The following is a 24062-nucleotide window of genomic DNA, read 5'->3' on the forward strand; positions in this document are numbered from 1 at the left end:
CTGGTCCTAGTTTGAATGAAGAACCCGGCGGGAAACCGCCGGGTTCTTTCTGTTTTGGGGTCGACCGGCTGGCGAAATCGGTCGCCTCCACGATGTATCGGATGGCGCCGCCGATTCCTTTGCGGGGTGTTCGACCATCGTCCGCCGTTGGACAGATCGATCAGATGACGCACTAGGGATTGGCTTCGGCTAAGCAGGTCTGCTGACCGACTGGGCCGCTTGCAGGCATCTATCGACGGGTGAGAACTGCAGTTCTGCGCGCACGACGCTGCTCCGCTTGTCGCGCATGAGAACGTGTCGGAACGATCCAAAGCAAAAGGCGGACCCGAAGGCCCGCCTTTGCATAATTCTCGATCGTGGAACCGGAACTCTTACCGGCGACCACCGACGAGGTCGGCGACGACGTCGGTCCGTCCCGACAGGCGCATCTTGTAGACTTGGTAGTTTTCCATCACGCGCTGCACGTAGGAACGTGTCTCGTGGAAGGGGATGCGCTCGATCCAGTCGACGACGGCATCGATGTTCTGCCCGCGCGGATCGCCATAGCGGCCGACCCATTGGGCGGCGCGGTTCGGACCGGCATTGTAGCCCGCGAAAGTCAGGATGTAGGAGCCGTTGAACCGATCGAGCTGCTCGCCGAGATAGGCGGCGCCGAGCGCGGCATTATATCCGGCATCGCGGGTGAGGCGGGCCTGGTCGTAGGAAACGCCGACCTTGCGCGCCATGTCGCGGGCCGTTCCCGGCAGCAATTGCAGGATGCCGAGCGCGCCTGCGCCCGAACGCGCGGAGATGTTGAACTCGCTCTCCTGCCGGGCAATGGCGTAGGCAAGCGCCTTTCCGGCCGCCGAGATGTTGGCATTGCCCGGAATGGCGCCGACGGGATGCGCCAGCGCTCCGACATCGAGGCCGCGGCCCGCCGCCCATTTGCCGACGCGCAGCGCGAGCGGGTGGTCGCCGCGCCGCTCCGCCATGACGGCGAGCAACGCCAGTTCGCCGGTGCTGTCGAGTTGCAGCGCCAGGTCGCGATAGAGCGTGTTCGCCCGGCCCTGGTGACCGGCGCGCTCGAGGCGACGGATCGCCTGCACTGCCTGCCGGCCCTCGAAATTGCGGCGGTCGGCGTCGCTGGGCGACGGGAAACTTGCCGAAACCGTCGTGGCACCAAGCTTGGCGGCGGCAAGCTGGCCGTAAAACGCCGTCCCGTAGCGCGCCGCGCGCTGGTAGTGGTCGCGTGCATTGCCGGGACCGCCGGCCTCCGCGGCGCGTCCCAGCCAGTAATGGCCGCGCGACAAGGAAATTGGCCCTTCGGCGATCTGGACGATTCGCGAGAAATGCCGGTTGGCCGTCGCCGCATCGCTGAGGAAGCGCAGCGCATACCAGCCGGCATGGAATTCGCCGTCGACGGCGTTGGCCGGGCTGTCCACCTGCTGGGCGGCGGCAACCTGATAGGCGAGGCGATTTTCGCCGAGATCGAGCAATTCGCGCGAGAGGACGCGTCTTTCGATCCACCACGCGTCGGCATTGACGAGCGAGGCCGCGTCCTTCGGTGCCTGGAGAACGACCTGGGCGGCCTCCTTGTAGCGTTCGGCGCGGCGAAGGTGCCGTGCCTGCGCGAAGTAGAAACCGGCCTTGCGCTGGGCCTGCGGCACGGCGGCAAGAAGCTTGCCGGCATTCGATTCGCCACGGATCACGGCGGCCCAGGCGCGCGTCAGCGCCTCGCCGCCGGCAAGACCTGCGACGCGCTCGGCGGAGGTGATGCGATCTATGTGGAGCATCCCCTCCATGCGATGCCAATGGTCGGCGGCCGTGAGCAGGCGGCCGAACTCGCGCACCATTGCGGCTTCTTCGCGGGGCTCGATGCGCTCGTTGCGCCAATAGGGTGCCAGAACGGCCTTCGCGGACTGCGTGTTGCCGACGGCCAGATGCGCTCGCGTCAAGGCGATCGTGCCTTCCGGCGTTTCGGGTTGCGTGTCGCCGAATGCGCGCAGCACGCCCTGCGGGCCCGGGTTTTCCCTTAGAAGCGCCCGCTCGGAATTGGCGCGCAACCGCGACATGCCCGGCCAGCCCTTGAGTGCGAACGCCGCTTGCGCGATTTCGCCGGACGGAACGCCATCGACGCCGCTCGTGGCGATCGCCCAGGAGAGAATCTGGCGGTCCAGCGAATTGGACGGCAGGTTGTCCCGGGTAACGCGGGCGCGGGAGATGTTGCCCGACTGCAAGGCGTCGAGCCCGGCCTTGAGCTTGGAAATATCGCCGCTGACGACGAGATCGGTTGCCATTGCGGCTGCCGACTGCGCCACGACCGAACCGGTCGTAAATGCGCTGTCGACGCCCGTCGCAGCAGCCTGGTAGGGGCGCTGGCCGGGAATGGGCGGGTTGGACGGCAGTACCGGATTGGCGAGCGCCAGCCCGGGAAGGAGGGCGAGGGTCAAGCCGGTAAGCGCGACGCGGGTCCTGAGTGTTGCCTGCATTCTTTAGGTCCTGGGTCGTTCGTCATGGACAGGTAGGTTAACGAGACACCCATGCTAGGGGCTGTCGGTGAAGACGACGTAAACGATTGGTTATCGCCATCGTTCAAATGCGCCGCGCTCATGGCCGGCGCGCGTTGAATTCCGCTTCGTCCCAACGCCAAGACTATGGTGCATCCGCCGCCGATCGTCTAGAAGGCGGGCAGAATAGCCGTTTTCCGCTTGCCAAGTGCCTATCCAGGAGCTTTGAGATCATGTTCACAGGTTCGATGACCGCGCTCGTGACCCCGTTCACCAAGGACGGCGCCCTGGATGAGAAAGCCTTCCGCGAACTCGTGGAATGGCAGATCGGCGAAGGCACGAACGGGCTGGTGCCGGTCGGGACGACGGGTGAATCGCCGACGCTGAGCCATGAAGAACACCGCCGCGTCGTCGAGATCTGCGTGGAGGTGGCCGCAGGTCGCGTTCCGGTCATTGCCGGCGCGGGCTCGAATTCGACCACGGAAGCCGTGGAACTGGCGAAGTTCGCCGAAAAGACCGGCGCGGACGCGGTTCTCGTCGTCACGCCCTACTACAACAAGCCCAACCAGCGCGGGCTCTACGCGCATTTCGCCGAAGTGGCAAAGGCGGTTAAGCTGCCCGTCATCATCTACAACATCCCGCCGCGCTCGGTGATCGACATGACGCCCGAGACGATGGGACGGCTGGCGAAAGACTTTTCGAACATCGTCGGCGTCAAGGATGCGACGGCGAAGATCGAGCGCGTCTCCGAACAGCGCATCACCTGCGGGCCAGACTTCATCCAGCTTTCCGGCGAGGACGCATCGGCGCTCGGCTTCAACGCACATGGCGGGCAGGGGGCGATCTCGGTCACCTCCAACATCGCACCGCGCCTTTGTGCCGAATTCCAACGCGCCTCGCTCGCCGGCGACCGCGAACGCGCGATCGAATTGCAGGACCGGTTGATGCCGCTCCACAAGGCGATCTTCATCGAGGCGGGCGTGACCGGCGCGAAATATGCGCTATCGCGCCTTGGGAAAGTGCAGAACGTCGTCAGGATGCCGCTCGTCACGGTCGAGGAATCGACGGCGAAGGCGATCGACGCCGCGATGGTTCACGCCGGACTGATGAACTGATGCCGGCTTTTCGCGTTGCGATGACATGAGCAAGGACAAGGACAACAATTCCAAGCTGGTCGCGGAAAACCGCAAGGCACGCTTCTCCTTCGAGGTGACAGACACCTACGAGGCCGGCCTGTCGCTGACGGGCACGGAAGTGAAGTCGCTGCGCGAAGGCCAGGCGAATATCGGCGAATCCTACGCTTCGGCGGAGGGCGGCGAGATCTGGCTGATCAATTCGTACATTCCCGAATACACGCAAGGCAACCGCTTCAACCACGAGCCTCGCCGCCGCCGAAAGCTTCTCCTGAAGAAGAAGGAGATGGCGCGCCTGAAACAGGGCGTCGAGCGCGAGGGCATGACGATGGTCCCGCTGAAGATCTACTTCAACGAAAAGGGCCGCGCGAAACTGCTCTTCGGCTTGGCGCGCGGCAAGAAGCTGCACGACAAGCGCGAGACGGAAAAGCAGCGCGACTGGGGTAGGGAAAAAGCGCGGCTTTTGAAGAACCACGGTTGAACGGTTGATTGGTTGAGACGGCGAGGCCTGGATTCCTGTGACAAGCACAGGAATGACGGCAGGTTCGTTGATGCGAAAATTCATCTCTGCCGTTTTGCATTGACGCTTCTGCAGCCGTCATTCCTGTGCTTGTCACAGGAATCCAGGCCTCGCCGCTTCCGCCACGCAAGCCGTCCCGACTCTAACTGTCCAAAAACGCCCGCACATCTCGAAAAACATTGACGAACATCTCTTCCGTCAGCCGTCCCGTATTCGTGTTGTAACGCGAGCAGTGATAGCTCGAGAATACGCGGATGCCGCCGATTTCGGTCTGCGCCTGATGGCCGAATTTGTGCTCGGCAACCCGCCCGCCGAGCCCGCGCACGACCGACTGGTGCGAGATCAAGCCAAGCGTCACGATTGCCTTCAAATTCTCGAACCGGCCGATGGTCGGCACGAGAAATTTACGACAGGTGTTGATCTCTGCGCCCACCGGCTTGTTCTCCGGCGGCACGCAGCGCACGGCGTTCGTGACGGCCGTCTCGATCAGTTCCAGGCTGTCGTCGGGACGGGCTTCAAACTCGCCTGTGGCGAAGCCGAACCGTTTCAGCGTCGAATAGAGAAGATCGCCCGCATAATCGCCGGTGAACGGCCGGCCGGTCCGGTTGGCCCCGCGCAGGCCGGGCGCGAGCCCAACGATGAGGAGCCGCACGCTGCCATCGCCGGCCGTCGGCAGCCAGGTCGGCACCGGCGCGTTGAACCAGTACGGCTCGCGCGCGCGCCACGCCGCGATGAACTCGCGCAGGCGGGGGCAGAGCGGACAGTCGGGCGACGGCTCCGCAGGCCCGACGGAAAAGGTGCGGCTCATTCGAACTCGTCTTCGTCGACGGGTTCGGGCGCGGGACGGCGGGCGATGCGCTCTGCGCCCTCGCGTCCGATTTCGGCCTTGAGCGAATTCAGGTCGATGAAATGATCGGCCTGCCGGCGCAGATCGTCCGAGATCATCGGCGGCTGCGAGGCCATGGTCGAGATCACCGAGACCTTGCGGCCCTTGCGCTGGAGCGCATCGACGAGGCTGCGAAAATCGCCGTCGCCGGAAAAGATGACGTAGTGATCGATCGTCGAGGCGAGTTCGAGCGCGTCGACCGTCAACTCGATGTCCATGTTGCCCTTGATCTTGCGCCGGCCCATCGCGTCGGTGAACTCCCGCGCGGGCTTGGTGACGACCTTGTATCCATTGTAGTCGAGCCAGTCGATCAGCGGCCGGATCGAGGAGTATTCCTGATCCTCGATCAGCGCGGTGTAGTAGTAGGCGCGCACGAGATAGCCGTGCTTCTGGAAATGCGTGAGCAGCTTGCGGTAGTCGACGTCGAAACCGAGTGCGCGGGACGTGGCGTAGAGATTGGCGCCGTCGATGAAGAGGGCGATCTTTTCGCGCGGATCGAACATGGCAATTGTTCCTGTCGAAATGGCCGGCCTGTCGAAATGACTGGCGCCCAAGGGCGAAAATCGAATTCAAGCGAAACTGAATATAAGACAGACATACGGGCAATGGCGCCGCGTGCCAACATCGCAGCGGCCGGGCTCAAGCATTTTTGATCGTGTGGACGCAGCGTCTCGCAATGCTTGTCAAGAGGCGAAGTTTTCGCTATGGAGCACGCAATCTCCCGACACCTGAAGACATGAAAGGGGCGTTCCCATGGCCCGCGTCACCGTTGAGGATTGCATCGACAAGGTCGACAACCGGTTCGAGCTCGTTCTGCTCGCCGGCCACCGTGCCCGCCAGATCTCGCAGGGCGCCGCGATCACGATCGACCGCGACAACGACAAGAACCCGGTCGTCGCCCTTCGCGAGATCGCCGACGAGACGCTCTCGCCGGAAGATCTGAAGGAAGACCTGATCCATTCGCTGCAGAAGCACGTCGAAGTCGACGAGCCGGAAGTCGAGGCTCCCGCGCTTTCGACGGAGGCCGGCGACGAGACGATCATCGCGACCGACGAGAGCGAAGAGAACGTCACCTTCGACCGCATGTCGGAAGACGATCTCCTGGCCGGCATCGAAGGCCTTGTCGCGCCGGAAAAGAGCGACGATTTCTGATCGTCGCGGCACGGCAATCTTCCGCCGCGGCCTATTGATGACTATCTAAATTATATGCCGCGCCGCTATGATGGCGCGGCATATTTCGTCTGAAGGGTCCGGTTCCACATGATGCGGCAATACGAGCTTGTCGAGCGCGTCCAGCGCTACAAGCCCGACGTGAACGAAGCGCTTTTGAACAAGGCGTATGTCTATGCCATGCAGAAGCATGGTCACCAGAAGCGCGCATCCGGCGACCCGTATTTCTCCCACCCGCTCGAAGTGGCCGCGATCCTCACCGACATGCATGTCGACGAGGCGACGATCGCCGTCGCGCTGCTCCACGATACGATCGAGGACACCTCGGCCACGCGCCAGGAAATCGACACGCTGTTCGGCCCGGAGATGGGCAAGCTCGTCGAGGGCCTGACCAAGCTCAAGAAGCTGGACCTCGTCTCCAAGAAGGCCGAGCAGGCCGAAAACCTGCGCAAGCTGCTTCTCGCCATTGCCGAGGACGTGCGCGTTCTGCTGGTCAAGCTGGCCGACCGGCTGCACAACATGCGCACGCTCGACCACATGCCCGAGCACAAGCGCATCCGCATCGCCGAGGAGACGATGGACATCTATGCGCCGCTGGCCGGGCGCATGGGCATGCAGGACATGCGCGAGGAGCTGGAGGAACTGGCCTTCCGCACCATGAACCCCGAGGCCCATCGCGCAGTCACCGAGCGGCTCGCCGACATCTACGAGCGGTCGAAGAACGTCATCGGCGAGATCGAGAAGTCGCTTTCAGTGCTGTTCGAGAAGTACGACATCAAGGCGACGGTCAAGAGCAGGCAGAAGAAACCGTGGTCGGTCTTTCGCAAGATGGAGACCAAGGCGCTGTCCTTCGAGCAATTGTCGGACATTTTCGGCTTTCGCGTCATCGTCGACAATGAAGAGGACTGCTATCGCGCGCTGTTTGCGATCCACACGACCTGGTCGATGGTGCCGGGCCGATTCAAGGATTACATCTCGACGCCGAAGCAGAACGACTACCGATCCATCCACACGACCATCGTCGGCCCGTCGCGTCAGCGTGTGGAACTGCAGATACGCACGCGGCCGATGGATGACGTCGCCGAATACGGCGTCGCCGCCCACACGCTCTACAAGGATGGTGCGACGGTATCGGGCAATGGCGGTCTGAAGCTGTCCAAGGACACCAACGCCTATGCCTGGCTGCGTCACACGATCGAACAGCTTTCGGAAGGCGACAATCCGGAGGAATTTCTCGAAAACACGAAGCTCGAACTTTTTCAGGACCAGGTCTTCTGCTTTACGCCGAAGGGCCGGCTGATCGCGCTGCCGCGCGGCGCGACGCCGATCGACTTCGCCTATGCGGTTCATACAGATGTCGGCGATACCTGCGTCGGCGCCAAGATCAACGGCCGCATCATGCCGCTGATGACCGAATTAAAGAATGGCGACGAGGTCGAGATCATCCGTTCCAAGGCGCAGGTGCCGCCCGCCGCATGGGAATCCGTCGTCGTCACCGGCAAGGCGCGCTCGGCCATCCGCCGCGCGACCAAGAACGCGATCCGCAAGCAATATTCCGGCCTCGGCACGCGCATTCTCGAACGCGCCTTCGAGCGCTCGGGAAAGAAATTCTCCAAGGAACTGCTAAAACCCGTCCTGCACCGCTTGGCGCGCAAGGATGTCGAGGACGTGTTGGCCGCCGTCGGGCGCGGCGAATTGTCGTCGCCGGACGTCGTGCGCGCTGTCTATCCCGACCACAAGGAGGAGAGGGCGGTGCAGCCGCCGCGCCAGCGCGAGGAGGGCTGGTTCAACCTTCGCAATGCGGCCGGCATGCTGTTCCAGATGCCGCGCTCGAGCGAGCCCGAAAAGCCCGGCCGGCGCGAGAGTGCCGGTGCACTGCCGATCCGCGGCGTGCGCGGCGACCTGCCGGTCAAGTTCGCCCCGGAAGGCGCCGTTCCGGGCGACCGCATCGTCGGCATCATGCATCCGGGCTCGGGCATCACGATCTATCCGATCCAGTCGCCGTCGCTGACCGCCTTCGACGACCAGCCGGAGCGCTGGATCGACGTGCGCTGGGACATCGACGAGGACACCAAGGAACGCTTCCCCGCGCGCGTCTCGGTGACGGCTCTGAACGAGCCCGGATCGCTTGCGAATATCTCGCAGGTGATTGCATCAAACGACGCCAACATCCATACGCTGTCCATGCTGCGCACCGCGCCGGACTTCACCGAGATGGTGTTCGATCTCGAGGTCTGGGACCTGAAGCATCTGAACCGGCTGATGTCGCAACTGAAGGAAAATGCGAGCGTTTCGGAAGTGCGCCGCGTGAACGGATAGGAAAAGACGGCAGATGCAGACTGAAGACGTATTGGCGATTTTCCGCGAGGCGGGCGCGATTCTGGAGGGGCATTTCATCCTGACCTCGGGCCTGCGCAGCCCCGTCTTTCTACAAAAGGCCCGCGTCTTCATGCACGCAGACAAGACCGAGCGCCTGTGCCGGGCGCTCGCGGAGAAGATTCGCGCTGAGGCCGGCGAGATCGACTATGTCGTCGGTCCGGCCGTCGGCGGCATCATTCCCGCTTATGAAACCTCTCGTCATCTCGGCGTGCCCGCGGTCTGGGTCGAGCGCGAGGCGGGTGTCTTCAAGTTGCGCCGGTTCGAGATGGAAAAAGGCGCGCGTGTCGTCATCGTCGAGGACATCGTGACAACCGGCCTGTCGATCCGCGAGACCGTCGATTGCCTTCGAGAACTTGGCGCCGAAATCGTCGCGGCTGCCTGCATCGTCGACCGTTCCGCCGGCAAGGCCGATGTCGGGGTGCCGCTCATCGCGCTCGCCGAATATGAAGTGCCTGCCTATCCGGCCGACGCGCTCCCGCCCGAACTCGCCGCCATTCCGGCCATCAAGCCTGGAAGCCGCAACATTTGACGATGTCGGTGGTCGTTCACGAAACATTACATGATGATCGCGCATTGTAGCGGCTCGGTCTCCATGCCTATATCGTGATGACTGGACCACTCGAAGCCCTGATGACGGAACCGGGCGGGGAGCCCGGCCTGAGCGACGAAAAGGTATGCTTTTCAGAAGACGTAAAACGGCAGATTTCGGCGAGAAGTTGCGGGTGATGTTCTGGCCGCGGCGGTCGTTCGCGCGCTCCGCCCGCTATTTTTCGAGACGGGTGCTGCGCCTGACGGCGACGCCGCATGCGGTGGCAGCAGGCGTGGCGGCCGGGGCCTTCGCATCCTTTCTGCCCTATATGGGCTTCCACTTTCTCATCGCGGCCGGCCTTGCATGGCTTTTGCGCGGCAATCTGATCGCGTCGGCGCTGGGAACGGCTGTTGGCAATCCGATCACCTTTCCCTTTATCTGGGGGTGTTCGCTTGGGCTCGGCCGATACATGCTGCAGGGACGTGAACCGGGTGAGGTGGTGCCACTGCAACTGGGACGCGTCTTGACCGAGCTCGATTTCGCACTCCTTTGGGAGCCGCTGTTGAAGCCGATGACGGTCGGAGGGGCGATGCTCGGAACGCTGTGCGGCCTTATCCTCTATCTTTTGACCTACTGGGCCGTCGGTCTGTTCCGCGAACAGCGGCGCCGGCGCCTTGCGGACAAGGCGCGCCAGCGCGCGCATCCGGCCCTGACGCAGCCCGCACGATGATCGTCGGAATTGGCAGCGACCTCATCGACATTCGTCGCATCGAAAAGACCATCGAGCGCCATGGCGAGCGCTTCATCAATCGCGTCTTCACCGAAATCGAGAAGGAAAAATCCGACCGGCGTAAGTTGCGGGCGGCCTCCTATGCCAAGCGCTTCGCCGCCAAGGAGGCCTGCGCCAAGGCGCTCGGCACCGGCCTTGCGCGCGGCGTCTTCTGGCGCGACATGGGCGTCGTCAATCTGCCCGGGGGCAAACCCACGATGCGGCTGACCAATGGGGCGCTCCAGCGCTTGATTGCCCTGATGCCGGAAGGCCACAAGCCCGTAATCCACCTGACGATCACCGACGATTTCCCGCTCGCTCAAGCCTTCGTCATCATCGAGGCACTGGCCGACCCAACCGCGGCGTGACCAAGCGACGCAACGGCGTTGCCGCAGACGCCGTCAAACGCTAAGACGAACCGCACCCCGCAAAGTACGGAAAGAATCTCAGCGTGTCGGACAAGAACAACAAGAAATCCGGCGGTTTCGGTGAAACCGTCAGCGTCATCGTGCAGGCTCTGCTTTTGGCGCTGGTCATCCGCACGCTGCTGTTCCAGCCTTTCTCGATCCCGTCCGGGTCGATGCGCCCGACCCTGCTCGAGGGCGACTATCTCTTCGTCACCAAATGGGCCTATGGCTATTCGAAGCATTCGCTGCCCTTTTCGCCGCCGCTTTTCGAAGGCCGCATCTGGGGTTCGGAGCCGGAGCGCGGCGATGTCGTGGTGTTCAAGTTCCCGCCCGACCCGTCGCTCGACTACATCAAGCGCGTGATCGGCATGCCGGGTGACACGGTGCAGATGCGCGAAGGCCAGCTTTTCCTGAACGGTGAGGCGGTGCCGCGCGAACTGGTGGACGAACTCGACAATCCCGACATCACCGAGATGGCACGTCCCGTCGAGGTCTGGCGCGAGACGCTGCCGAACGGCGTTTCCTATGACACGCTCGACCTTTCGCCCAACTCGATCGGCGACAACACGCGCGAATTCCAGGTGCCGGAAGGCCACTACTTCATGATGGGCGACAATCGCGACAATTCGACCGACAGCCGGTTCTCGGTTGGCTACGTCCCGGCCGATCATCTCGTCGGTCGCGCCAACATCATCTTCTTCTCCATGTCGGGCGGCGCAAGCCCGCTCGAAATCTGGCGCTGGCCGACCGAACTGCGCTTCTCGCGCCTCCTCAACTCGGTCGAGTGATGGCCGGGAACAAGACCGATGGCGCGGCACTCGCGGCCGCCATCGAAAAGATCACCGGCATCGCCTTGAGCGCCCACGAACGGCTGGCGCGTGCGCTGACCCATGCGAGCGTGCAGGCCGGCGCGGCGGCGCATTACGAGCGGCTGGAATTCCTCGGCGACCGGGTGCTCGGCCTCGTGATCGCGCAGATGCTGTTCGAAGCGCACCCCGATGCCGCCGAAGGCGAGCTTTCGGTGCGCCTCAACGGGTTGGTCAATGCCGAGACGCTGGCCGATCTGGCCGACGAGATCGGCCTGACGCCGCTGATCCGCACCGGCGCCGAATTCGGTTCGCTGTCCGGCAAGAAGCGGATCAACACGCGCTCCGACGTGATGGAGGCGCTGATTGCTGCCATCTATCTGGAAAAAGGGCTGGAAGCGGCTCAAGGCTTCATCCTCGACAAATGGGCCAAGCGCGCCAAAGGCGAGGCGGCCGGACGGCGCGACGCCAAGACCGAGTTGCAGGAATGGGCGCACCAGCGCGTCAAGGTCTCGCCCGTCTATCGCGTGGACAGGCGCGAGGGACCGGATCATGATCCGGTCTTCACGGTCAGCGTGCTGATCGAAGGTCTGGCGCCGGGGCAGGCGCAGGGCCGCTCCAAGCGCGAGGCCGAGCAGGCGGCGGCGACCGCCATATTGACGCGCGAAGGCGTCTGGAAGGACGAGACACGATGACCGACGAATCCACCAATGCCGAGGGACCGACGCGCTCGGGCTTCGTCGCGCTCATCGGCGCGCCCAATGCGGGCAAGTCGACGCTTTTGAACCAGCTCGTCGGCTCCAAGGTTTCGATCGTCACCCACAAGGTCCAGACGACGCGCGCCATCGTGCGCGGCATCGCAACCCACAAGCGTTCGCAGATCGTATTCATGGACACGCCGGGCATCTTCAAGCCGCGCCGCCGCCTCGACGAGGCGATGGTGACGACCGCCTGGGGCGGTGCCAAGGATGCCGACACGATCGCTTTCCTGATCGACGCCGAGCGCGGAATTCGCGGTGACGCGGAAACGATCCTCGAACGGCTGGAAAACGTCCGCCAGCCGAAGATCCTGATCCTGAACAAGATCGATCAGGTGAAGCGCGAAGACCTCCTGGCCCTTGCCTCCAAGGCGACCGAGAAGGTCCAGTTCGAGCGCGTCTTCATGATCTCGGCCCTGACGGGTTCGGGCTGCGCCGACCTTCTCGACTATCTTGCCGAGGCTGCGCAGGAAGGCCCCTGGTACTATCCGGAAGACCAGATTTCCGACCTGCCGATGCGCCAGCTCGCAGCCGAGATCACCCGTGAAAAGGTGTTCCTGCGCCTTCACCAGGAACTGCCCTATTCCTCGCATGTCGAGACCGAGGGCTGGGAGGAAAAGAGTGACGGATCGGTCAAGATCGATCAGGTCATCTATGTCGAGCGCGACAGCCAGAAGAAGATCGTCCTCGGCAAGAAGGGCGAGACGATCCGCGCCATCGGTCAGGCCGCGCGCGAGGAATTGGCCGAGATCATGGAGCAGAAGGTCCATCTCTTCCTGTTCGTGAAGGTGCGCGAGAACTGGATCAACGATCCCGAGCGCTATCGCGAGATGGGACTTGAATTTCCCCGCTGACGCGTCGAACTTCGCCTGATGGAATGGCGTGACGACGGCATCATCCTTGGTACGCGCCGGCATGGCGAGACGAGCGTCATCCTCGAAGTGATGACGCGCGGCCATGGCCGCCATCTCGGCCTCGTGCGCGGTGGGCGTTCGCGCAAGATGCAGCCGGTGCTGCAGGCGGGCAACCGCGTCGAACTCGTCTGGCGCGCGCGGCTCGACGAGCATCTGGGTTTCTTCGCGGTCGAACCGGTGGAACTCAAGGCCGCGCAGTTCATGGACAGCGCGGCCAGCATCTATGGCCTGCAATTGTTGGCGGCGCATCTGCGTCTCCTGCCCGAGCGCGATCCCCATGCGGGCCTCTACGAGACGCTGGCAGTGGTGCTCGACCATCTGCGCGAGCCGCAGGATGCAGCCGAACTCGTCGTCCGCTTCGAGCTCCTGGTTCTGGAGGAACTCGGCTTCGGGCTCGACCTCCAGCGCTGCGCCGCGACCGGAGCTCGCGAGGACCTTGTCTATGTCTCGCCCAAGAGTGGCCGCGCCGTTTCGCGCGCGGCGGGCGAGCCCTGGCGCGACAAGCTCCTGGCACTGCCCGAATTCCTGCAGCGCGGCTCGAAACGTCAGGGCGACGAGGCCGCCATCGCCGACGCCTTCCGCCTGACCGGCTTCTTCCTCGCCCGCCACATCTATGAGCCGCGCGGCATGGACGAGCCCGATGCCCGCATCGGCTTCATCGCCGCGCTGAAAAAGGCGCTCGCCAGCATCCCACCGCATAACGGAGAAAATGCCGCATGACCGCAGTCGAAATCTTCCCGGGCCACGTCGTTCCTCGAGGCCTCGGCACCATTCCGCATGCGGATGTCGAGCATTATTCGGGCTTGGAACTCCTGCAGCGCGTGGTCGACGGCCAGTATCCAGCGCCGTCGATCGCCGCACGCATCAACTTCGCGCTCGTCGAGGTTTCCGAGGGCAGGGCGGTGTTCAGGGGCATGCCGGGTGCGCGCCATTTCAACCCGCTCGGCTCCGTTCATGGCGGCTGGGCCGCGACGGTGCTCGATTCCGCGCTCGGCTGCTCGATCCACACGCTGCTGGCGAAAGGCGAGGGTTATTCGACCGTCGAGATGAAGGTGAACTACCTCCGTCCGATCAGCGAGAAGACGGGCGTCGTCACCTGCGAGGGCAAGGTCGTCAACAAGGGCCGCACGCTCGCCGTCTCGGAAGCGCGGATGATGGACGCAAACGGAAAGCTGCTCGCCATCGGCACCGAGACCTGCGCCATCTTCCCGATCGCCAACATGGCGGCGAGGTAGCTCGGCTACTCTGCCGGCGCCAATACCGGCCGGTCGACCGGCCGCTCGGCGATCGGCCAGTGGACGATGGCTGCGAAAAGCCCGAGCGCCACGCCCAGCCACCAGACCGGATCGTAGGACCCGAGGATGTCGTAGAGATAGCCACCGAGCCAAACGCCGAGGAACGAGCCGAGCTGGTGCGACAGGAAGACGAGCCCCCCGAGAAGGCCGAGATAGCGCGTGCCGAACATGATCGCGACCAGCGCGTTGGTCGGTGGCACCGTGGAGAGCCATAAGAGCCCCATCACGATCGAGAATACGATGACGGCGGTCGGCGTCTGCGGCAGCAGGAGAAACGCCGTGATGGCGATCGAGCGGCCGATATAGATCAGCGCGAGGAAGATGGGCTTGGAATATTTCTGGCCGATGACGCCGGCAGCGAGCGAGCCGATGATGTTGAAGAAGCCGATGAAGGCGAGCGCCAGCACGGCATAGCGCGCATCGATGCCCAGATCGCCGATATAGGCCGGGAAATGCGCGGTGATGAAGGCGACCTGGAAGCCGCAGACGAAGAAGCCAGAAACGAGCAGAAGGTAGCTCTTGTGCGCGAAAGCCTCGCGCAGCGCATCCCCCATCGACTGTTCGTACTGCGCCTGCGGCACCGAGCCTGTCTTCGAATTGCCGACCAGCGGAATGGCGAGGATGGGGATCAGGAGCATCATCGCGCTCATGATCATCAGCGTGTCCGACCATCCATAGGCGTCGATCAGTCCCTGGCTGACGGGCGCGAAGACGAACATCCCGGCCGAGCCGGCAGCCGTGCCGATGCCGAAGACGATGGAGCGCTTTTCCGGCGGCGTGTTGCGGCCGAACGAGGCGAGCACGATCGAGAACGAGCTTGCCGCAACGCCGAGGCCGACGAGGACGCCGCCGGAAATGTGCAGCATGGTCGGCGTGTCGGCGGTGGCCATCATCGCAAGCCCGGCGGCATAAAGCAGGCCGCCGAAGGAAAGCACGCGCCACGTGCCGTAGCGGTCTGCGATTGCGCCGAAAACCGGCTGGCCGAGGCCCCAAAGCAGGTTTTGGATCGCCATGGCGAGACCGAACGTCGTCCGGTCCCAGCCCTTTTCCGCCAGCATCGGCAATTGGAAGAACCCCATCGCCGAGCGCGGCCCGAACGCCATGCCGGCGATGAGGCAGCCGCAGATGATGAGAAGCCACGGCACGGAGCGTGTCGCGGGGCGGGCAGCGGGAATCGTGGTCATGGCGCGCGTCTCGATTGAAGCGCGAGACTAGCCGAGCGATTGTTCAAACGGAAACGAATTGAAACGATGGACCGTTCAATTCCGCTGATCTGTCACCGTTGCGGCAAGGGCCATCCCGGCGAGCCCGGCTGCCCCGGCAGCGGCACCTGGCCGGGAAGCGGCGGCCGGGTCGGGTCGAAATAGACCGGCCGCTCGCGGCGGAATTCCCTAAGCGGGATGTTGGTCGGCGTCTGGATGCCCGGTCCCGTCTGCGCGATGGGCGGTGCCACCGTCACCCGCGGGCGGTTATAGGGGATCTGCCGGGATGCCGCGCCGGCAGGCGGCACCTCTATCATCATGCCGGGTTGCAGCCGGTTCGGCCGCAAGCCGGGATTGGCCTGCATCAGCGCCTCGACATTCGTCCCGCAAGCGGCCGCCATCGCGGACAACGTGTCGCCGCGCGACACGGTCACCCGCTCGGGACAGGCCAGCGCGGGCGAGGCGGCGAAAGCGGGCAGGAAAAGCATGCCTGCAAATGCAAGTCGGACGACGTTCATGAGCCCAATCTAGGTCGTGCGACGCCGATTTGCACCCGCCCTCCGCCTATCGTGATGGCGCGGGCGGCGGGATTCGCGGGGCGACGGGGATCGTCAGTCCCTTCGCCTCGAAAGCGGCCTTGGCCTTTTGCGTCATGTCGATCTTGGTTTTCCAGAAGTCGGCGGTCGCGGTCCAGTAATGCAGCGTCACGCCGACGGCGGCGTCGCCCAGCGTTGCGACGAAGGTCTCGGGCGCCGGTTCCTCGAGGATTCGCTTTTCGTTGGCTGCAAGATCGAGCAGCGTCTGGCGCGCGGTCGCGACGTCGTCCCCATAGGCGATGGTCAGCGTAAGTTCGGTGCGTCGCAGCGGATTGCGCGTGGCATTGGTCACCGGAACGTTCCAGAGCAGACTGTTGGGCGCGAAGATGTAGAGCCCGTCCGCGCCGCGAAGTTCTGTCGCGAACAGCCCGATTTCCTCGATCGTGCCGGAAACGGTCGGCGTGGTGATGAACTCGCCGACCCGGAACGGCCGCAGGACGAGGAGCATGATGCCTGCGGCAATGTTCTGCAGTGTCCCCTGCAGCGCGAGGCCGATGGCGAGGCCGACCGCGCCGAGCGCGGCGATGATGCTCGTCGTCTGGACGCCGAACTGTGCCAGCGCCGTGACGCCGACGAGGATCAGGATCGTGTAGCGCACCACCTTGGAGAGGAACCGGCGCAGCGTCTCGTCGACGCCCTTGATGCGACCGAGGCCGGCATAGAGCGAGCGCTCGAAGATGCCGGCCGCAAGATATCCGACGATGAGGAGCACGATCGCGCCGATGAAAGACAGCGAATAGGCGCCGATCAGCGCACCCGCCTCGCGCAGCGCCAGTTCGCTCATGGTCAGCGCATCGGCGGCGCGGATTTCGAGTTCGTCCATCGGTGATTCCATCCCCTCTGTCGCAGCGCATTAAGCCCTGTGCCGACACGAAAACCAAGCCGTGCAAGGCGCTGGACAGACGTCCCAATTCGGCCATAATCGGGGCGCGAAAGCGAAAATTCGCCGGCCTCGGAAAGGTGTCGGCGGGCCGGAGTTGGGAGGACAACCGGCGCCCGACTTTCCCGAGGAAGTCCGCCGCAATGGCATCCGCACCCATCGCCTCAGGCATCACGCTGCGCGCCGCCCGCATCGGCGACGAGGATGCGTTGGCCGCGCTCGAGGCGCGCGTCTTCACTCATGACCGCATTTCGCGCCGCTCCTTCCACAAGCTGATCGAACGCTCGACCGCGGAGACGACGGTCGCGATCCTGGACGGCGCCATCGTTGGCTACTGCATGGTCCTGTTCCGAAAAGGCAGCGGCGTCGCGCGGCTCTATTCGATCGCGGCCGACGAACAGATGCAGGGAACAGGTCTGGGTCGCACGCTGCTCGCCGCCGCCGAGCACGCCGCCTACGAGCATGGGCGGATGCTCCTGCGGCTGGAGGTGCGCGAGGACAATCCACGTGCCATCGCGCTCTACGAGAAGAACCACTACCGCCGCATCGGCGTCGAGGACGGCTATTACGAGGACGGCGTCGCGGCGATCCGCATGGAAAAGCTGCTTCATGGCGAGGTGCGCTCGACCAAGGTGCCCTTCTACGAACAGACCGCCGATTTCACCTGCGGCCCCTGCTGCCTGATGATGGCGATGGCGCATTTCGACGCCGATTACGTGCCCGAGCCGGTCAAGGAAATCCGCCTGTGGCGCGAGGCGACGACGGTTTTCATGATGTCGGGCCCGGGCGGTTGCGAGCCGTTCGGCCTTGCGGTCGCCGCGCACGAACATGGCCTGAAGCCGGAAATCTTCGTCTCGCACGAAGGCCCGCTTTTCATCCAGTCGGTGCGCGATGCGGAAAAGCGCCGGGTGATGCTGCTCGCCCAGATCGACTTTCGCGCCCGCATCGCCGAATACGGCGTCGCCGTCCACGATCGCGCCTTCGTGCTCGACGATATTCGCCGCGCCTTGAAACAAGGACGGCTCGTCGTTGTTCTGATCTCGGGCTTCCTGATGTTCGGCAAGAAGGTGCCGCATTGGGTGCTGGCCATCGACGACGATGGCGACCACATCTTCATCCACGACCCTTGGGTCGAGGACGAGCATGGCGAGACGGCTTCCGACGCGGCGAACGTGCCGGTGCCCTATGAGATGTTCATGCGAATGGCGCAGTTCGGCCATCCCCCCTTGCGGGCCGCCGTCGTGCTCGGAGACAGACGAAAAAAATGACCTGGGTCATCCTGACCGGCCGCAAGAGCGACCTCGACCAGTTCGAAACCCCCCACAAGATCATCACCAACCGGGACTACCTGACCCATCCGTCGCTGTTTCGCACGCAGCGGCCGAAGATCATCAACCTGTCCGGTTCCTACGCCTACCAGAGCCGCGGCTACTACGCCTCGCTCCTGGCAGGTTCGCGCGGCCACCGCATCATCCCGTCTGTCGAGACGATGATTGACCTGTCGGAAAAGAAGCTTTACGAGGCCTCGCTGCCCGAATTGGAGCAGACGCTCAACCGCTGCCGCAAGGAACTCGGCGGCAGCTTTCCGACGCGGATCGGCGTCTTCTTCGGCATCGGCCCCTCCAAGGCATGGGACCGCTTCGCGCGGCTTCTGTTCGACTGGTTCCGCGCGCCGGCACTGGAAGTGACAATCCGCGACAATGGCGAATGGGCCTCCATAGGCCGCGTCGGCTTCCTGCCGCTCGCGCGGATGAAGGAGGACGAGAAGACCCGCTTCCTCGAAGCGCTCGACACCTACACCGCGCGCGAATGGCGCGACACCAAGCAGCGCACGCCCTCGCGCTATTCCTTCGCGACGCTGGTCGATCCGAAGGAGGAACTGCCGCCATCCTCCATCGCCTCGCTCAAATACTGGTCGCGCATCGCGGCCAAGATGGGCGTCGAGGTCGAGCCGATCGGCAAGCGCGACCTGCCGAAACTGGCGAATTACGATGCGCTCTTCATTCGCGAGACCACGACGATCTCGAACCACACCTATCGCTTCGCGCGACGCGCACAGCAGGAGGGCATGCCCGTCATCGACGATCCGCTGTCGATGATCCGCTGCACCAACAAGGTCTATCTGAACGAGCTGATGGAGGCGCACAACGTGCCGGTGCCGCCGACCGTGATGATCGCAGGCGCCGCGGACTTGCAGCTTGCCGCCGACATGCTCGGCTTTCCGCTTGTGTTGAAGATCCCAGACAGCGCGTTTTCGCGCGGCGTGAAGAAGGCCAATAATTTTGAAGAGTTGAAGACGCTCGCCGCGAAATGGCTGGAGGATTCCGACCTCCTCATCGCGCAGAAATATTCGCCGACCGACTATGACTGGCGCATCGGCGTCCTCGGCGGCCAACCGCTTTTCGCCGTGCAGTATCTCATGGCCAAGAAGCACTGGCAGATCGTCAATCACGACCGCCGTGGCAAACCCGACGAAGGCGGCTTCCGCGCCTTCACGCTGGCCCAGGCGCCGGCCCATGTCGTCGAGACGGCCGTGCGCGCCGCGCGCTGCGTCGGCGACGGGCTTTATGGCGTCGACCTGAAGGAAATGCCGAGCGGCGAAATCTACGTCATCGAGGTCAACGACAACCCCAATCTCGAGCACGGCGTGGAAGATGCCGGCGAGAAGGACGAGGTCTGGGTGCGATTGACCAAATGGTTCCTGAACCGGCTGGAGAAGCAGGGGCGCTAAAGCGCCGCCTCGATCTCCACGAAACGCGCCACGAACGCGTTCTGCACCAAGAGTGCAGCCTGCGGCTCCAGCGCCAGTTCGCCGGCCGTGACGCCCGTCGGGCGGCCGAAGAACTTCACCGCTTCAGCCATGCCGAAGCCGGCGAGCCGCGTTGCCTCGTGATAGGCGGCGATCTGGTCGGCGCGCTTGATCGCCTTCTTGATCGGCGCGGGCAGAGCGGGCGGCAGGCCAAAACGCAGGTGGATTGCCACCTGCAGCCGGTGCTCGACGACCCGGTAGCTGTCGCCGATCTGCTGCTTGAAAGGCGAGATCATGTCGCCGATCACATATTCGGGCGCATCGTGCAGTAGCGCGGCGAGGTGCCAGCGCGGCTCCAGGTCGGGCTCGATGGAACGCAGGATTTTTTCCACGACCAGCGAATGCTGCGCGACCGAAAAAGCGTGCGCGCCATGCGTCTGCCCGTTCCAACGCGCGACGCGCGCCAGTCCGTGGGCGATGTCGCCGATCTCGATGTCGAGCGGCGAGGGGTCGAGAAGGTCGAGCCTGCGGCCGGAGAGCATGCGCTGCCAGGCACGCGCGGGGGCGCCGCGCCGGTCGGGCATCAGTCGGCCGCGGTGGTTTCGGGCAGCGTGTAGCGTGCCCAGGCGGGGACCGTCAGCGTCATCCTGGCATCGCCCGCGAGGATGTCGTGACCGGCGTCCAGCGCATCCTTGACGCGGTCGATCCGCATGATGGCGATACCGGCGCCGTCCGCGCTCGAGCCCAGCGTGCCGATCGGCCGGCCATTGACGGTGATCTCGGTGCCCGAAACCGGCAGCGCATCGTCGCTTCTGGCGATCATGACGCGGCGCCTCGCAGTGCCACGATGCTGCATGCGCGAGACCACTTCCTGACCGACGAAGCAGCCCTTCTTCAATCCGACGCCGCCATTCTGGTCGTAGAGAACATCGTGCGGGAACACGTCGGAAAGTGCGAAATCCGCGCCACTTTCGGCAATGCCGCTTTCGGCGCGCAGCGCGGTCCAGGCCGGCTCATCTGCCGTGGCGACCGGCAAAGCCTCGTAGTTCCGCCAGACCGGTTCGGTGAAACGCAGGTCGCGCACGCTTGAATCGGATTGCGAAGCGCTGGAATCGTCGCCCCATGAAACGGCGACAAGTCCTTGTTCCTGGACGGCAATCGACACCTTGGCGCGCAATCTGTAGATCGTCAGCCGCTTGGCCAGATCGTCGGCGACTTCCGTCCGGCATTCGAGCCGGAACCCGTCGCCGGTGCGCGAGATCAGGAAATCGAACAGGATCTTGCCCTGCGGCGTCAACAGCGCGCCGGGTTTCGCCTCGCCGGCCGCAAACGCCGCGAGATCCGGCGTGATGAGGTTCTGGAGGAAGTGCTCGGCCTCCGGCCCGTCGACGGTGACGAAAGCGCGGGAGGGGAGGTGAACGGTCGGCATGGAGCGACTCGGCATCTGTTTCGGTGACGCCGCTTAGGTAGGCGCAAGCGCGCGCCCGGGCAAGCCGATGGCCCTATTCGCCGCCGACGAAGAACTCCCATTCGCCATCCGGCGAGATGCCGACGCGAAAGAAGATGTAGGTGCCGTAGGCCTTCATCTCCTCGTAGTCGCCGGCGGTGACGAGCTTGAAGAGTTCGACGCGCTGGGGCGGCGTCAAGGTTTCGATCGGAATGGCCACGAAATAGGGCCAGGCATAGATCTCGTCATCCGTGCCGATGTCGAGATGGACGAAACCGGCGGCGAGCACCTCGTAGAGGATAGCAAGGATTTCATGCCCCTCCTCGTCGCCCGAAAGGCTCTTCAGATGGTCGATCGGGTCGCCTTCCACGGCGGAGAGCGATAGCTGCGTCGCATTCGCGCCGGTGGAGAGCAGCGCGCGCAGCGCCTCGACGTCGCCGGCCTTGCAGGCTTCCATAATGCGCTCGCGCATGCGCCGGACCGGTTCCGGCAGGAGCATCAGATCGTAGAGGATACGCGGCGTCGCCTCGGACGCGGACTGGCCGGGCGTTCCCGGACGGATCGGGTCGGGCAGGGGCACTTCGAGGGCGGGAAGGTCCGGTCCGCGCTCGACGGCAGGCGCTTGCGGATCGCTTTCCGGTTCCTCGGGGGCTTCGAACTGCGTTTCCTGCAACTCGCTGAAGGCGTGCACGGGCAGGGCGAACAAAAGCGCGCACATGCAGGGAATCGACAGGCGGAGAGCGGCGTTCATCATCGTATGAACGCTAACACGACAGCGCAGGATGCGCCCGCGGCAAAATGGTCAGTGCAACCTCTTGTCGCCATCGAACGCGCCTGAAAGCGCCAGCTTGCGCATCTTCTCCAGAAGCAGCACGGCCGAATCCTCACCGGCCGTCTTGACGAGTTCGCGCAGCGCCGTCGAAAGCGCCGCCTCGGCGATGATTTCCGGCTCGATCCCCGCCGACAAGCCCTCGGCCCAGGCCTCGCAATGGCTTTCGACCGCCGTCAGCCGCTTTTCCTCGCGGATGATCGCGTCGATGTCGTTGAGGCTGTAGTTCATCGGCTAACCCCTGGCGCCGCGTTCATCGGCATTTGGCATTTGTCGTTCAGGACTGGTTAAGCCTTTCTACCACAGCAAAAATGTCACGCATCGAGACTTTGATTAAAAAGTTAATCGAATACTAATTGCCGAAGCGTGCGGCGGTATCGCGGGTAAGCTTCTCGCCTTCTTTCATGTAGCGCGAAATGGCTTCGATCGCCGACGCGGTGCAGCGCGTATAGTTGGCTTCGAAAGCCTGGTAGCCGGCGTTGAAATTGGCGACGAACTTGGCGCGGCGCACCTCGTCCGGGTCCTCGGCTTCCAACAGCCGCTCCATGTGGTCGAGCCATTCGTCGCTCGCCTCGCCGCACAGATTGCGCAGGAAATGCAGCGATCCCAGAACTTCCGATAGCCGCACGAGATTGGCTTCGAAGGGCGAATCCGTCGCGCGTGCGCCGGCGCCCGGAGCAACGCTCAGGCCGGCGATCAGGAGGATTCGGAAGAGAAGGGGCATGCAGCAGTGCGGTCCGTCAGGTGAAGGTCTTCGTTTAGAACATCACACCGAAAAGTGGTATCCGGCATGCGCTATATTCTGCACCCGATCTATTCATCGGTGTTCGGGCCGGATTGTGACGCGGCGATCTCGCGCGCGAATTCCAGCGTCGATGAGGTGATGTCGAGCCTCTCCATCTCCCCGATCGTGAACCAGCCGAGGCTTTCGGCATCGTCGCCGGCTACGGCGTGTCCGCTCGCGCCATCCGCATGGAACACGTCGAGTGCGTAGACCATATCCTCGCCCTCGATCTCGATCCGCCGCAGGAGCTTCAACCCACCGGTGACGAGCCCCGTCTCCTCCGCCAGTTCGCGCCGTGCCGCACCCTCGGCGCTTTCGCCCGGCTCGCAGCGCCCGCCCGGAAACGCGTACTGACCCCGCGCCGCGCCGCGCCCGCGCCTGACCAGCAGGAAGCGGCCTTCCCGCAAGAGCGCCACGGAGGCGGCGGCGATGCGCTTCATCGGATTGGCTCTCCCGTTCGTCCGTCAGTTTCCCTAAATAGAACGCATGTGTGGACGTTTCGTATTGACCCAGACCGCGGCGCAGATCGAAGCGCTTTTCGCGATCATGCCGCTCGAGGGTGGCCTGGCGCCGCGCTACAACATCGCGCCGACGCAGCCGATCCTGATGATCGCCGCCGGCTATCGCCGCGAGCCGGGCTCGAACCTGCCCGACCGCCGCGCCGAACTCGTCCGCTGGGGGCTTCTGCCGTCCTGGGTCAAGGACGTGAAGGCGTTTCCGCTGCTGATCAATGCGCGCTCGGAAACGGTGGCCGACAAGAATGCCTTCCGCGCCGCGCTGCGCCACCGGCGAACGCTGGTGCCTGCATCGGGCTTCTATGAATGGAAACGGGAAGGAAAGGGCAGGCCGCAGCCCTATTTCCTGAAGCCACGCCATGGCGGCGCGCTGGCCTTTGCCGGGCTGATGGAAACCTTCATCGACCCGAATGGCAGCGAAATGGATACCGGCGCTATTCTGACCACATCCGCCAACGAGACGCTGGCGCCGATCCACGACCGGATGCCGGTCGTCATTCACGAGCAGGATTTTGCCGAATGGCTCGACTGCGTCGGCAACGAGCCGCGCGACGTCGCGCATTTGATGCGCCCGGCCGAGCCGGATCTGTTCGAGGCGATCCCGGTGTCGGATCGCGTCAACAAGGTCGCCAATGACGACCCCGCTCTTGTCCACCCGGCGCTGGTCGCGCCGGAGCCTGTCGTCGAGAAGAAGCCGAAGCCGAAACCGGATCAGCTCAACCTCTTTTAGCCTCTCAGGCCGACTTCTTCATCGTCTGCTGCGACTTCTGCTCCGCCGTGCGCTTGCGCGGTGCGGCGAGGACGGCCGCCAGGATCGCTGCCGGGCCGATGTTGCGGTAATGCTGGGTCAGCGACATGTATTCGGCGCGTTGGCGTTCGGTCTTGGTGGCGAGGACGGGCATTTCTCAATCTCCTTATCGATGTTCGGCGGCTACCCGCCCGAGGTGGGGATCGAATAAGACCAAAGCTTGGCCGCAGGGATGGGTGATGCGGACAATTCAGTTCAAT

General features: G+C 64.0%; 28 protein-coding genes. 15 read left to right on the plus strand and 13 right to left on the minus strand.

What is annotated here, in order from left to right; genetic code table 11:
• Positions 1 to 371 precede the first annotated feature (371 nt).
• Positions 372 to 2468, minus strand: a complete 2097-nt coding sequence (locus ACT6QU_RS01060) for a transglycosylase SLT domain-containing protein (protein ID WP_444564856.1) — start codon at positions 2466 to 2468, stop codon at positions 372 to 374.
• A gap of 251 nt (positions 2469 to 2719) precedes the next feature.
• Between ACT6QU_RS01060 and dapA the strand changes: the two genes are divergently transcribed.
• Both dapA and smpB read left to right on the plus strand, forming a co-directional pair.
• Positions 2720 to 3601 (plus strand): 4-hydroxy-tetrahydrodipicolinate synthase, encoded by an 882-nt coding sequence (gene dapA, locus ACT6QU_RS01065; RefSeq protein ID WP_444564857.1) that lies wholly within the window; start codon positions 2720 to 2722, stop codon positions 3599 to 3601.
• Positions 3602 to 3626: 25 nt separating this feature from the next.
• Positions 3627 to 4100 carry an SsrA-binding protein SmpB gene (gene smpB / locus ACT6QU_RS01070; RefSeq protein WP_024586252.1) on the plus strand — a complete coding sequence of 158 codons (474 nt, stop codon included), beginning with the start codon at positions 3627 to 3629 and terminating at the stop codon, positions 4098 to 4100.
• Between the two features lie 181 nt (positions 4101 to 4281).
• On the opposite strand, the gene ACT6QU_RS01075 is transcribed toward smpB, so the two are convergent.
• Both ACT6QU_RS01075 and ACT6QU_RS01080 read right to left on the minus strand, forming a co-directional pair.
• On the minus strand, positions 4282 to 4947 hold the full coding sequence (locus tag ACT6QU_RS01075; protein WP_444836590.1) for a uracil-DNA glycosylase: 666 nt from the start codon (positions 4945 to 4947) through the stop codon (positions 4282 to 4284).
• The gene (locus tag ACT6QU_RS01080; RefSeq protein ID WP_024586250.1) at positions 4944 to 5528 is read right to left on the minus strand and encodes a LabA-like NYN domain-containing protein; all 585 of its coding nucleotides are present in this window, start codon (positions 5526 to 5528) and stop codon (positions 4944 to 4946) included. Before ACT6QU_RS01080 ends, ACT6QU_RS01075 begins: the two co-directional genes overlap by 4 nt.
• 250 nt (positions 5529 to 5778) lie before the next feature.
• On the opposite strand from ACT6QU_RS01080, the gene rpoZ reads away from it, so the two are divergent.
• From rpoZ to ACT6QU_RS01130, 10 genes are all read left to right on the plus strand, one after another.
• Positions 5779 to 6177, plus strand: coding sequence for a DNA-directed RNA polymerase subunit omega (gene rpoZ / locus ACT6QU_RS01085; protein ID WP_444836589.1), 399 nt, complete (start codon positions 5779 to 5781; stop codon positions 6175 to 6177).
• Positions 6178 to 6285: 108 nt separating this feature from the next.
• Complete coding sequence (locus ACT6QU_RS01090) at positions 6286 to 8514, plus strand: RelA/SpoT family protein (protein WP_444836588.1); 2229 nt, start codon at positions 6286 to 6288, stop codon at positions 8512 to 8514.
• Between the two features lie 13 nt (positions 8515 to 8527).
• Positions 8528 to 9103 (plus strand): orotate phosphoribosyltransferase, encoded by a 576-nt coding sequence (gene pyrE / locus ACT6QU_RS01095; RefSeq protein ID WP_024586247.1) that lies wholly within the window; start codon positions 8528 to 8530, stop codon positions 9101 to 9103.
• A 145-nt stretch (positions 9104 to 9248) separates the two neighbouring features.
• The gene (locus tag ACT6QU_RS01100) at positions 9249 to 9833 is read left to right on the plus strand and encodes a DUF2062 domain-containing protein (protein WP_024586246.1); all 585 of its coding nucleotides are present in this window, start codon (positions 9249 to 9251) and stop codon (positions 9831 to 9833) included.
• Complete coding sequence (gene acpS, locus ACT6QU_RS01105; RefSeq protein WP_444563022.1) at positions 9830 to 10240, plus strand: holo-ACP synthase; 411 nt, start codon at positions 9830 to 9832, stop codon at positions 10238 to 10240. The genes ACT6QU_RS01100 and acpS overlap by 4 nt, the downstream gene beginning before the upstream one ends.
• A gap of 83 nt (positions 10241 to 10323) precedes the next feature.
• Positions 10324 to 11067, plus strand: a complete 744-nt coding sequence (lepB, locus tag ACT6QU_RS01110) for a signal peptidase I (RefSeq protein ID WP_024586244.1) — start codon at positions 10324 to 10326, stop codon at positions 11065 to 11067.
• A complete protein-coding gene (gene rnc, locus ACT6QU_RS01115) occupies positions 11064 to 11780 on the plus strand; it encodes a ribonuclease III (RefSeq protein ID WP_444563023.1) in 717 nt (238 codons plus the stop codon). Before lepB ends, rnc begins: the two co-directional genes overlap by 4 nt.
• Entirely contained in the window at positions 11777 to 12697 is a 921-nt protein-coding gene (gene era, locus ACT6QU_RS01120) for a GTPase Era (protein ID WP_444563024.1), read from the plus strand. Before rnc ends, era begins: the two co-directional genes overlap by 4 nt.
• Positions 12698 to 12715: 18 nt before the next feature.
• Positions 12716 to 13477: a DNA repair protein RecO gene (gene recO, locus ACT6QU_RS01125; protein WP_444563025.1), complete on the plus strand. Its 762-nt coding sequence runs from the start codon at positions 12716 to 12718 to the stop codon at positions 13475 to 13477.
• Positions 13474 to 13992, plus strand: a complete 519-nt coding sequence (locus tag ACT6QU_RS01130; protein WP_444563026.1) for a PaaI family thioesterase — start codon at positions 13474 to 13476, stop codon at positions 13990 to 13992. The genes recO and ACT6QU_RS01130 overlap by 4 nt, the downstream gene beginning before the upstream one ends.
• Before the next feature lie 5 nt (positions 13993 to 13997).
• Here ACT6QU_RS01130 and ACT6QU_RS01135 read toward each other — a convergent pair whose 3' ends face one another.
• The 3 genes from ACT6QU_RS01135 to ACT6QU_RS01145 form a co-directional block, all read right to left on the minus strand.
• Complete coding sequence (locus ACT6QU_RS01135; RefSeq protein ID WP_444563027.1) at positions 13998 to 15236, minus strand: MFS transporter; 1239 nt, start codon at positions 15234 to 15236, stop codon at positions 13998 to 14000.
• 92 nt (positions 15237 to 15328) lie between these two features.
• Positions 15329 to 15772 (minus strand): LysM peptidoglycan-binding domain-containing protein, encoded by a 444-nt coding sequence (locus ACT6QU_RS01140; RefSeq protein WP_444563028.1) that lies wholly within the window; start codon positions 15770 to 15772, stop codon positions 15329 to 15331.
• A 46-nt stretch (positions 15773 to 15818) separates the two neighbouring features.
• Entirely contained in the window at positions 15819 to 16673 is an 855-nt protein-coding gene (locus ACT6QU_RS01145) for a mechanosensitive ion channel family protein (protein ID WP_444563029.1), read from the minus strand.
• 200 nt (positions 16674 to 16873) lie between these two features.
• Here ACT6QU_RS01145 and ACT6QU_RS01150 point away from each other — a divergent pair, with 200 nt between their 5' ends.
• Together ACT6QU_RS01150 and ACT6QU_RS01155 are read left to right on the plus strand one after the other, a co-directional pair.
• Complete coding sequence (locus ACT6QU_RS01150; protein ID WP_024586237.1) at positions 16874 to 17998, plus strand: peptidase C39 family protein; 1125 nt, start codon at positions 16874 to 16876, stop codon at positions 17996 to 17998.
• On the plus strand, positions 17995 to 19461 hold the full coding sequence (locus ACT6QU_RS01155) for a RimK family protein (RefSeq protein WP_444563030.1): 1467 nt from the start codon (positions 17995 to 17997) through the stop codon (positions 19459 to 19461). The genes ACT6QU_RS01150 and ACT6QU_RS01155 overlap by 4 nt, the downstream gene beginning before the upstream one ends.
• Here ACT6QU_RS01155 and ACT6QU_RS01160 read toward each other — a convergent pair.
• The 6 genes from ACT6QU_RS01160 to ACT6QU_RS01185 form a co-directional block, all read right to left on the minus strand.
• Positions 19458 to 20063 carry a YfbR-like 5'-deoxynucleotidase gene (locus ACT6QU_RS01160; protein ID WP_444563031.1) on the minus strand — a complete coding sequence of 202 codons (606 nt, stop codon included), beginning with the start codon at positions 20061 to 20063 and terminating at the stop codon, positions 19458 to 19460. The genes ACT6QU_RS01155 and ACT6QU_RS01160 overlap by 4 nt on opposite strands.
• Positions 20063 to 20908 (minus strand): CAF17-like 4Fe-4S cluster assembly/insertion protein YgfZ, encoded by an 846-nt coding sequence (gene ygfZ / locus ACT6QU_RS01165; RefSeq protein ID WP_444563032.1) that lies wholly within the window; start codon positions 20906 to 20908, stop codon positions 20063 to 20065. The genes ACT6QU_RS01160 and ygfZ overlap by 1 nt, the downstream gene beginning before the upstream one ends.
• A gap of 73 nt (positions 20909 to 20981) precedes the next feature.
• Entirely contained in the window at positions 20982 to 21644 is a 663-nt protein-coding gene (locus ACT6QU_RS01170; RefSeq protein ID WP_444563033.1) for a hypothetical protein, read from the minus strand.
• 84 nt (positions 21645 to 21728) lie between these two features.
• Complete coding sequence (locus ACT6QU_RS01175; protein WP_024586232.1) at positions 21729 to 21986, minus strand: hypothetical protein; 258 nt, start codon at positions 21984 to 21986, stop codon at positions 21729 to 21731.
• Between the two features lie 121 nt (positions 21987 to 22107).
• On the minus strand, positions 22108 to 22479 hold the full coding sequence (locus ACT6QU_RS01180) for a TIGR02301 family protein (protein WP_444563034.1): 372 nt from the start codon (positions 22477 to 22479) through the stop codon (positions 22108 to 22110).
• Positions 22480 to 22568: 89 nt separating this feature from the next.
• A complete protein-coding gene (locus tag ACT6QU_RS01185) occupies positions 22569 to 22979 on the minus strand; it encodes an NUDIX hydrolase (protein ID WP_444563035.1) in 411 nt (136 codons plus the stop codon).
• Positions 22980 to 23025: 46 nt separating this feature from the next.
• Between ACT6QU_RS01185 and ACT6QU_RS01190 the strand changes: the two genes are divergently transcribed.
• Entirely contained in the window at positions 23026 to 23784 is a 759-nt protein-coding gene (locus tag ACT6QU_RS01190) for an SOS response-associated peptidase (RefSeq protein WP_444563036.1), read from the plus strand.
• Between the two features lie 4 nt (positions 23785 to 23788).
• Here the strand turns inward: ACT6QU_RS01190 and ACT6QU_RS01195 are convergent, their stop codons facing one another.
• Positions 23789 to 23956, minus strand: a complete 168-nt coding sequence (locus ACT6QU_RS01195; protein ID WP_444563037.1) for a transcriptional regulator — start codon at positions 23954 to 23956, stop codon at positions 23789 to 23791.
• Positions 23957 to 24062: the final 106 nt, after the last annotated feature.

The sequence above is a fragment of the Aliihoeflea sp. genome, assembly GCF_052435475.1.
Lineage (GTDB): Bacteria > Pseudomonadota > Alphaproteobacteria > Rhizobiales > Rhizobiaceae > Aliihoeflea.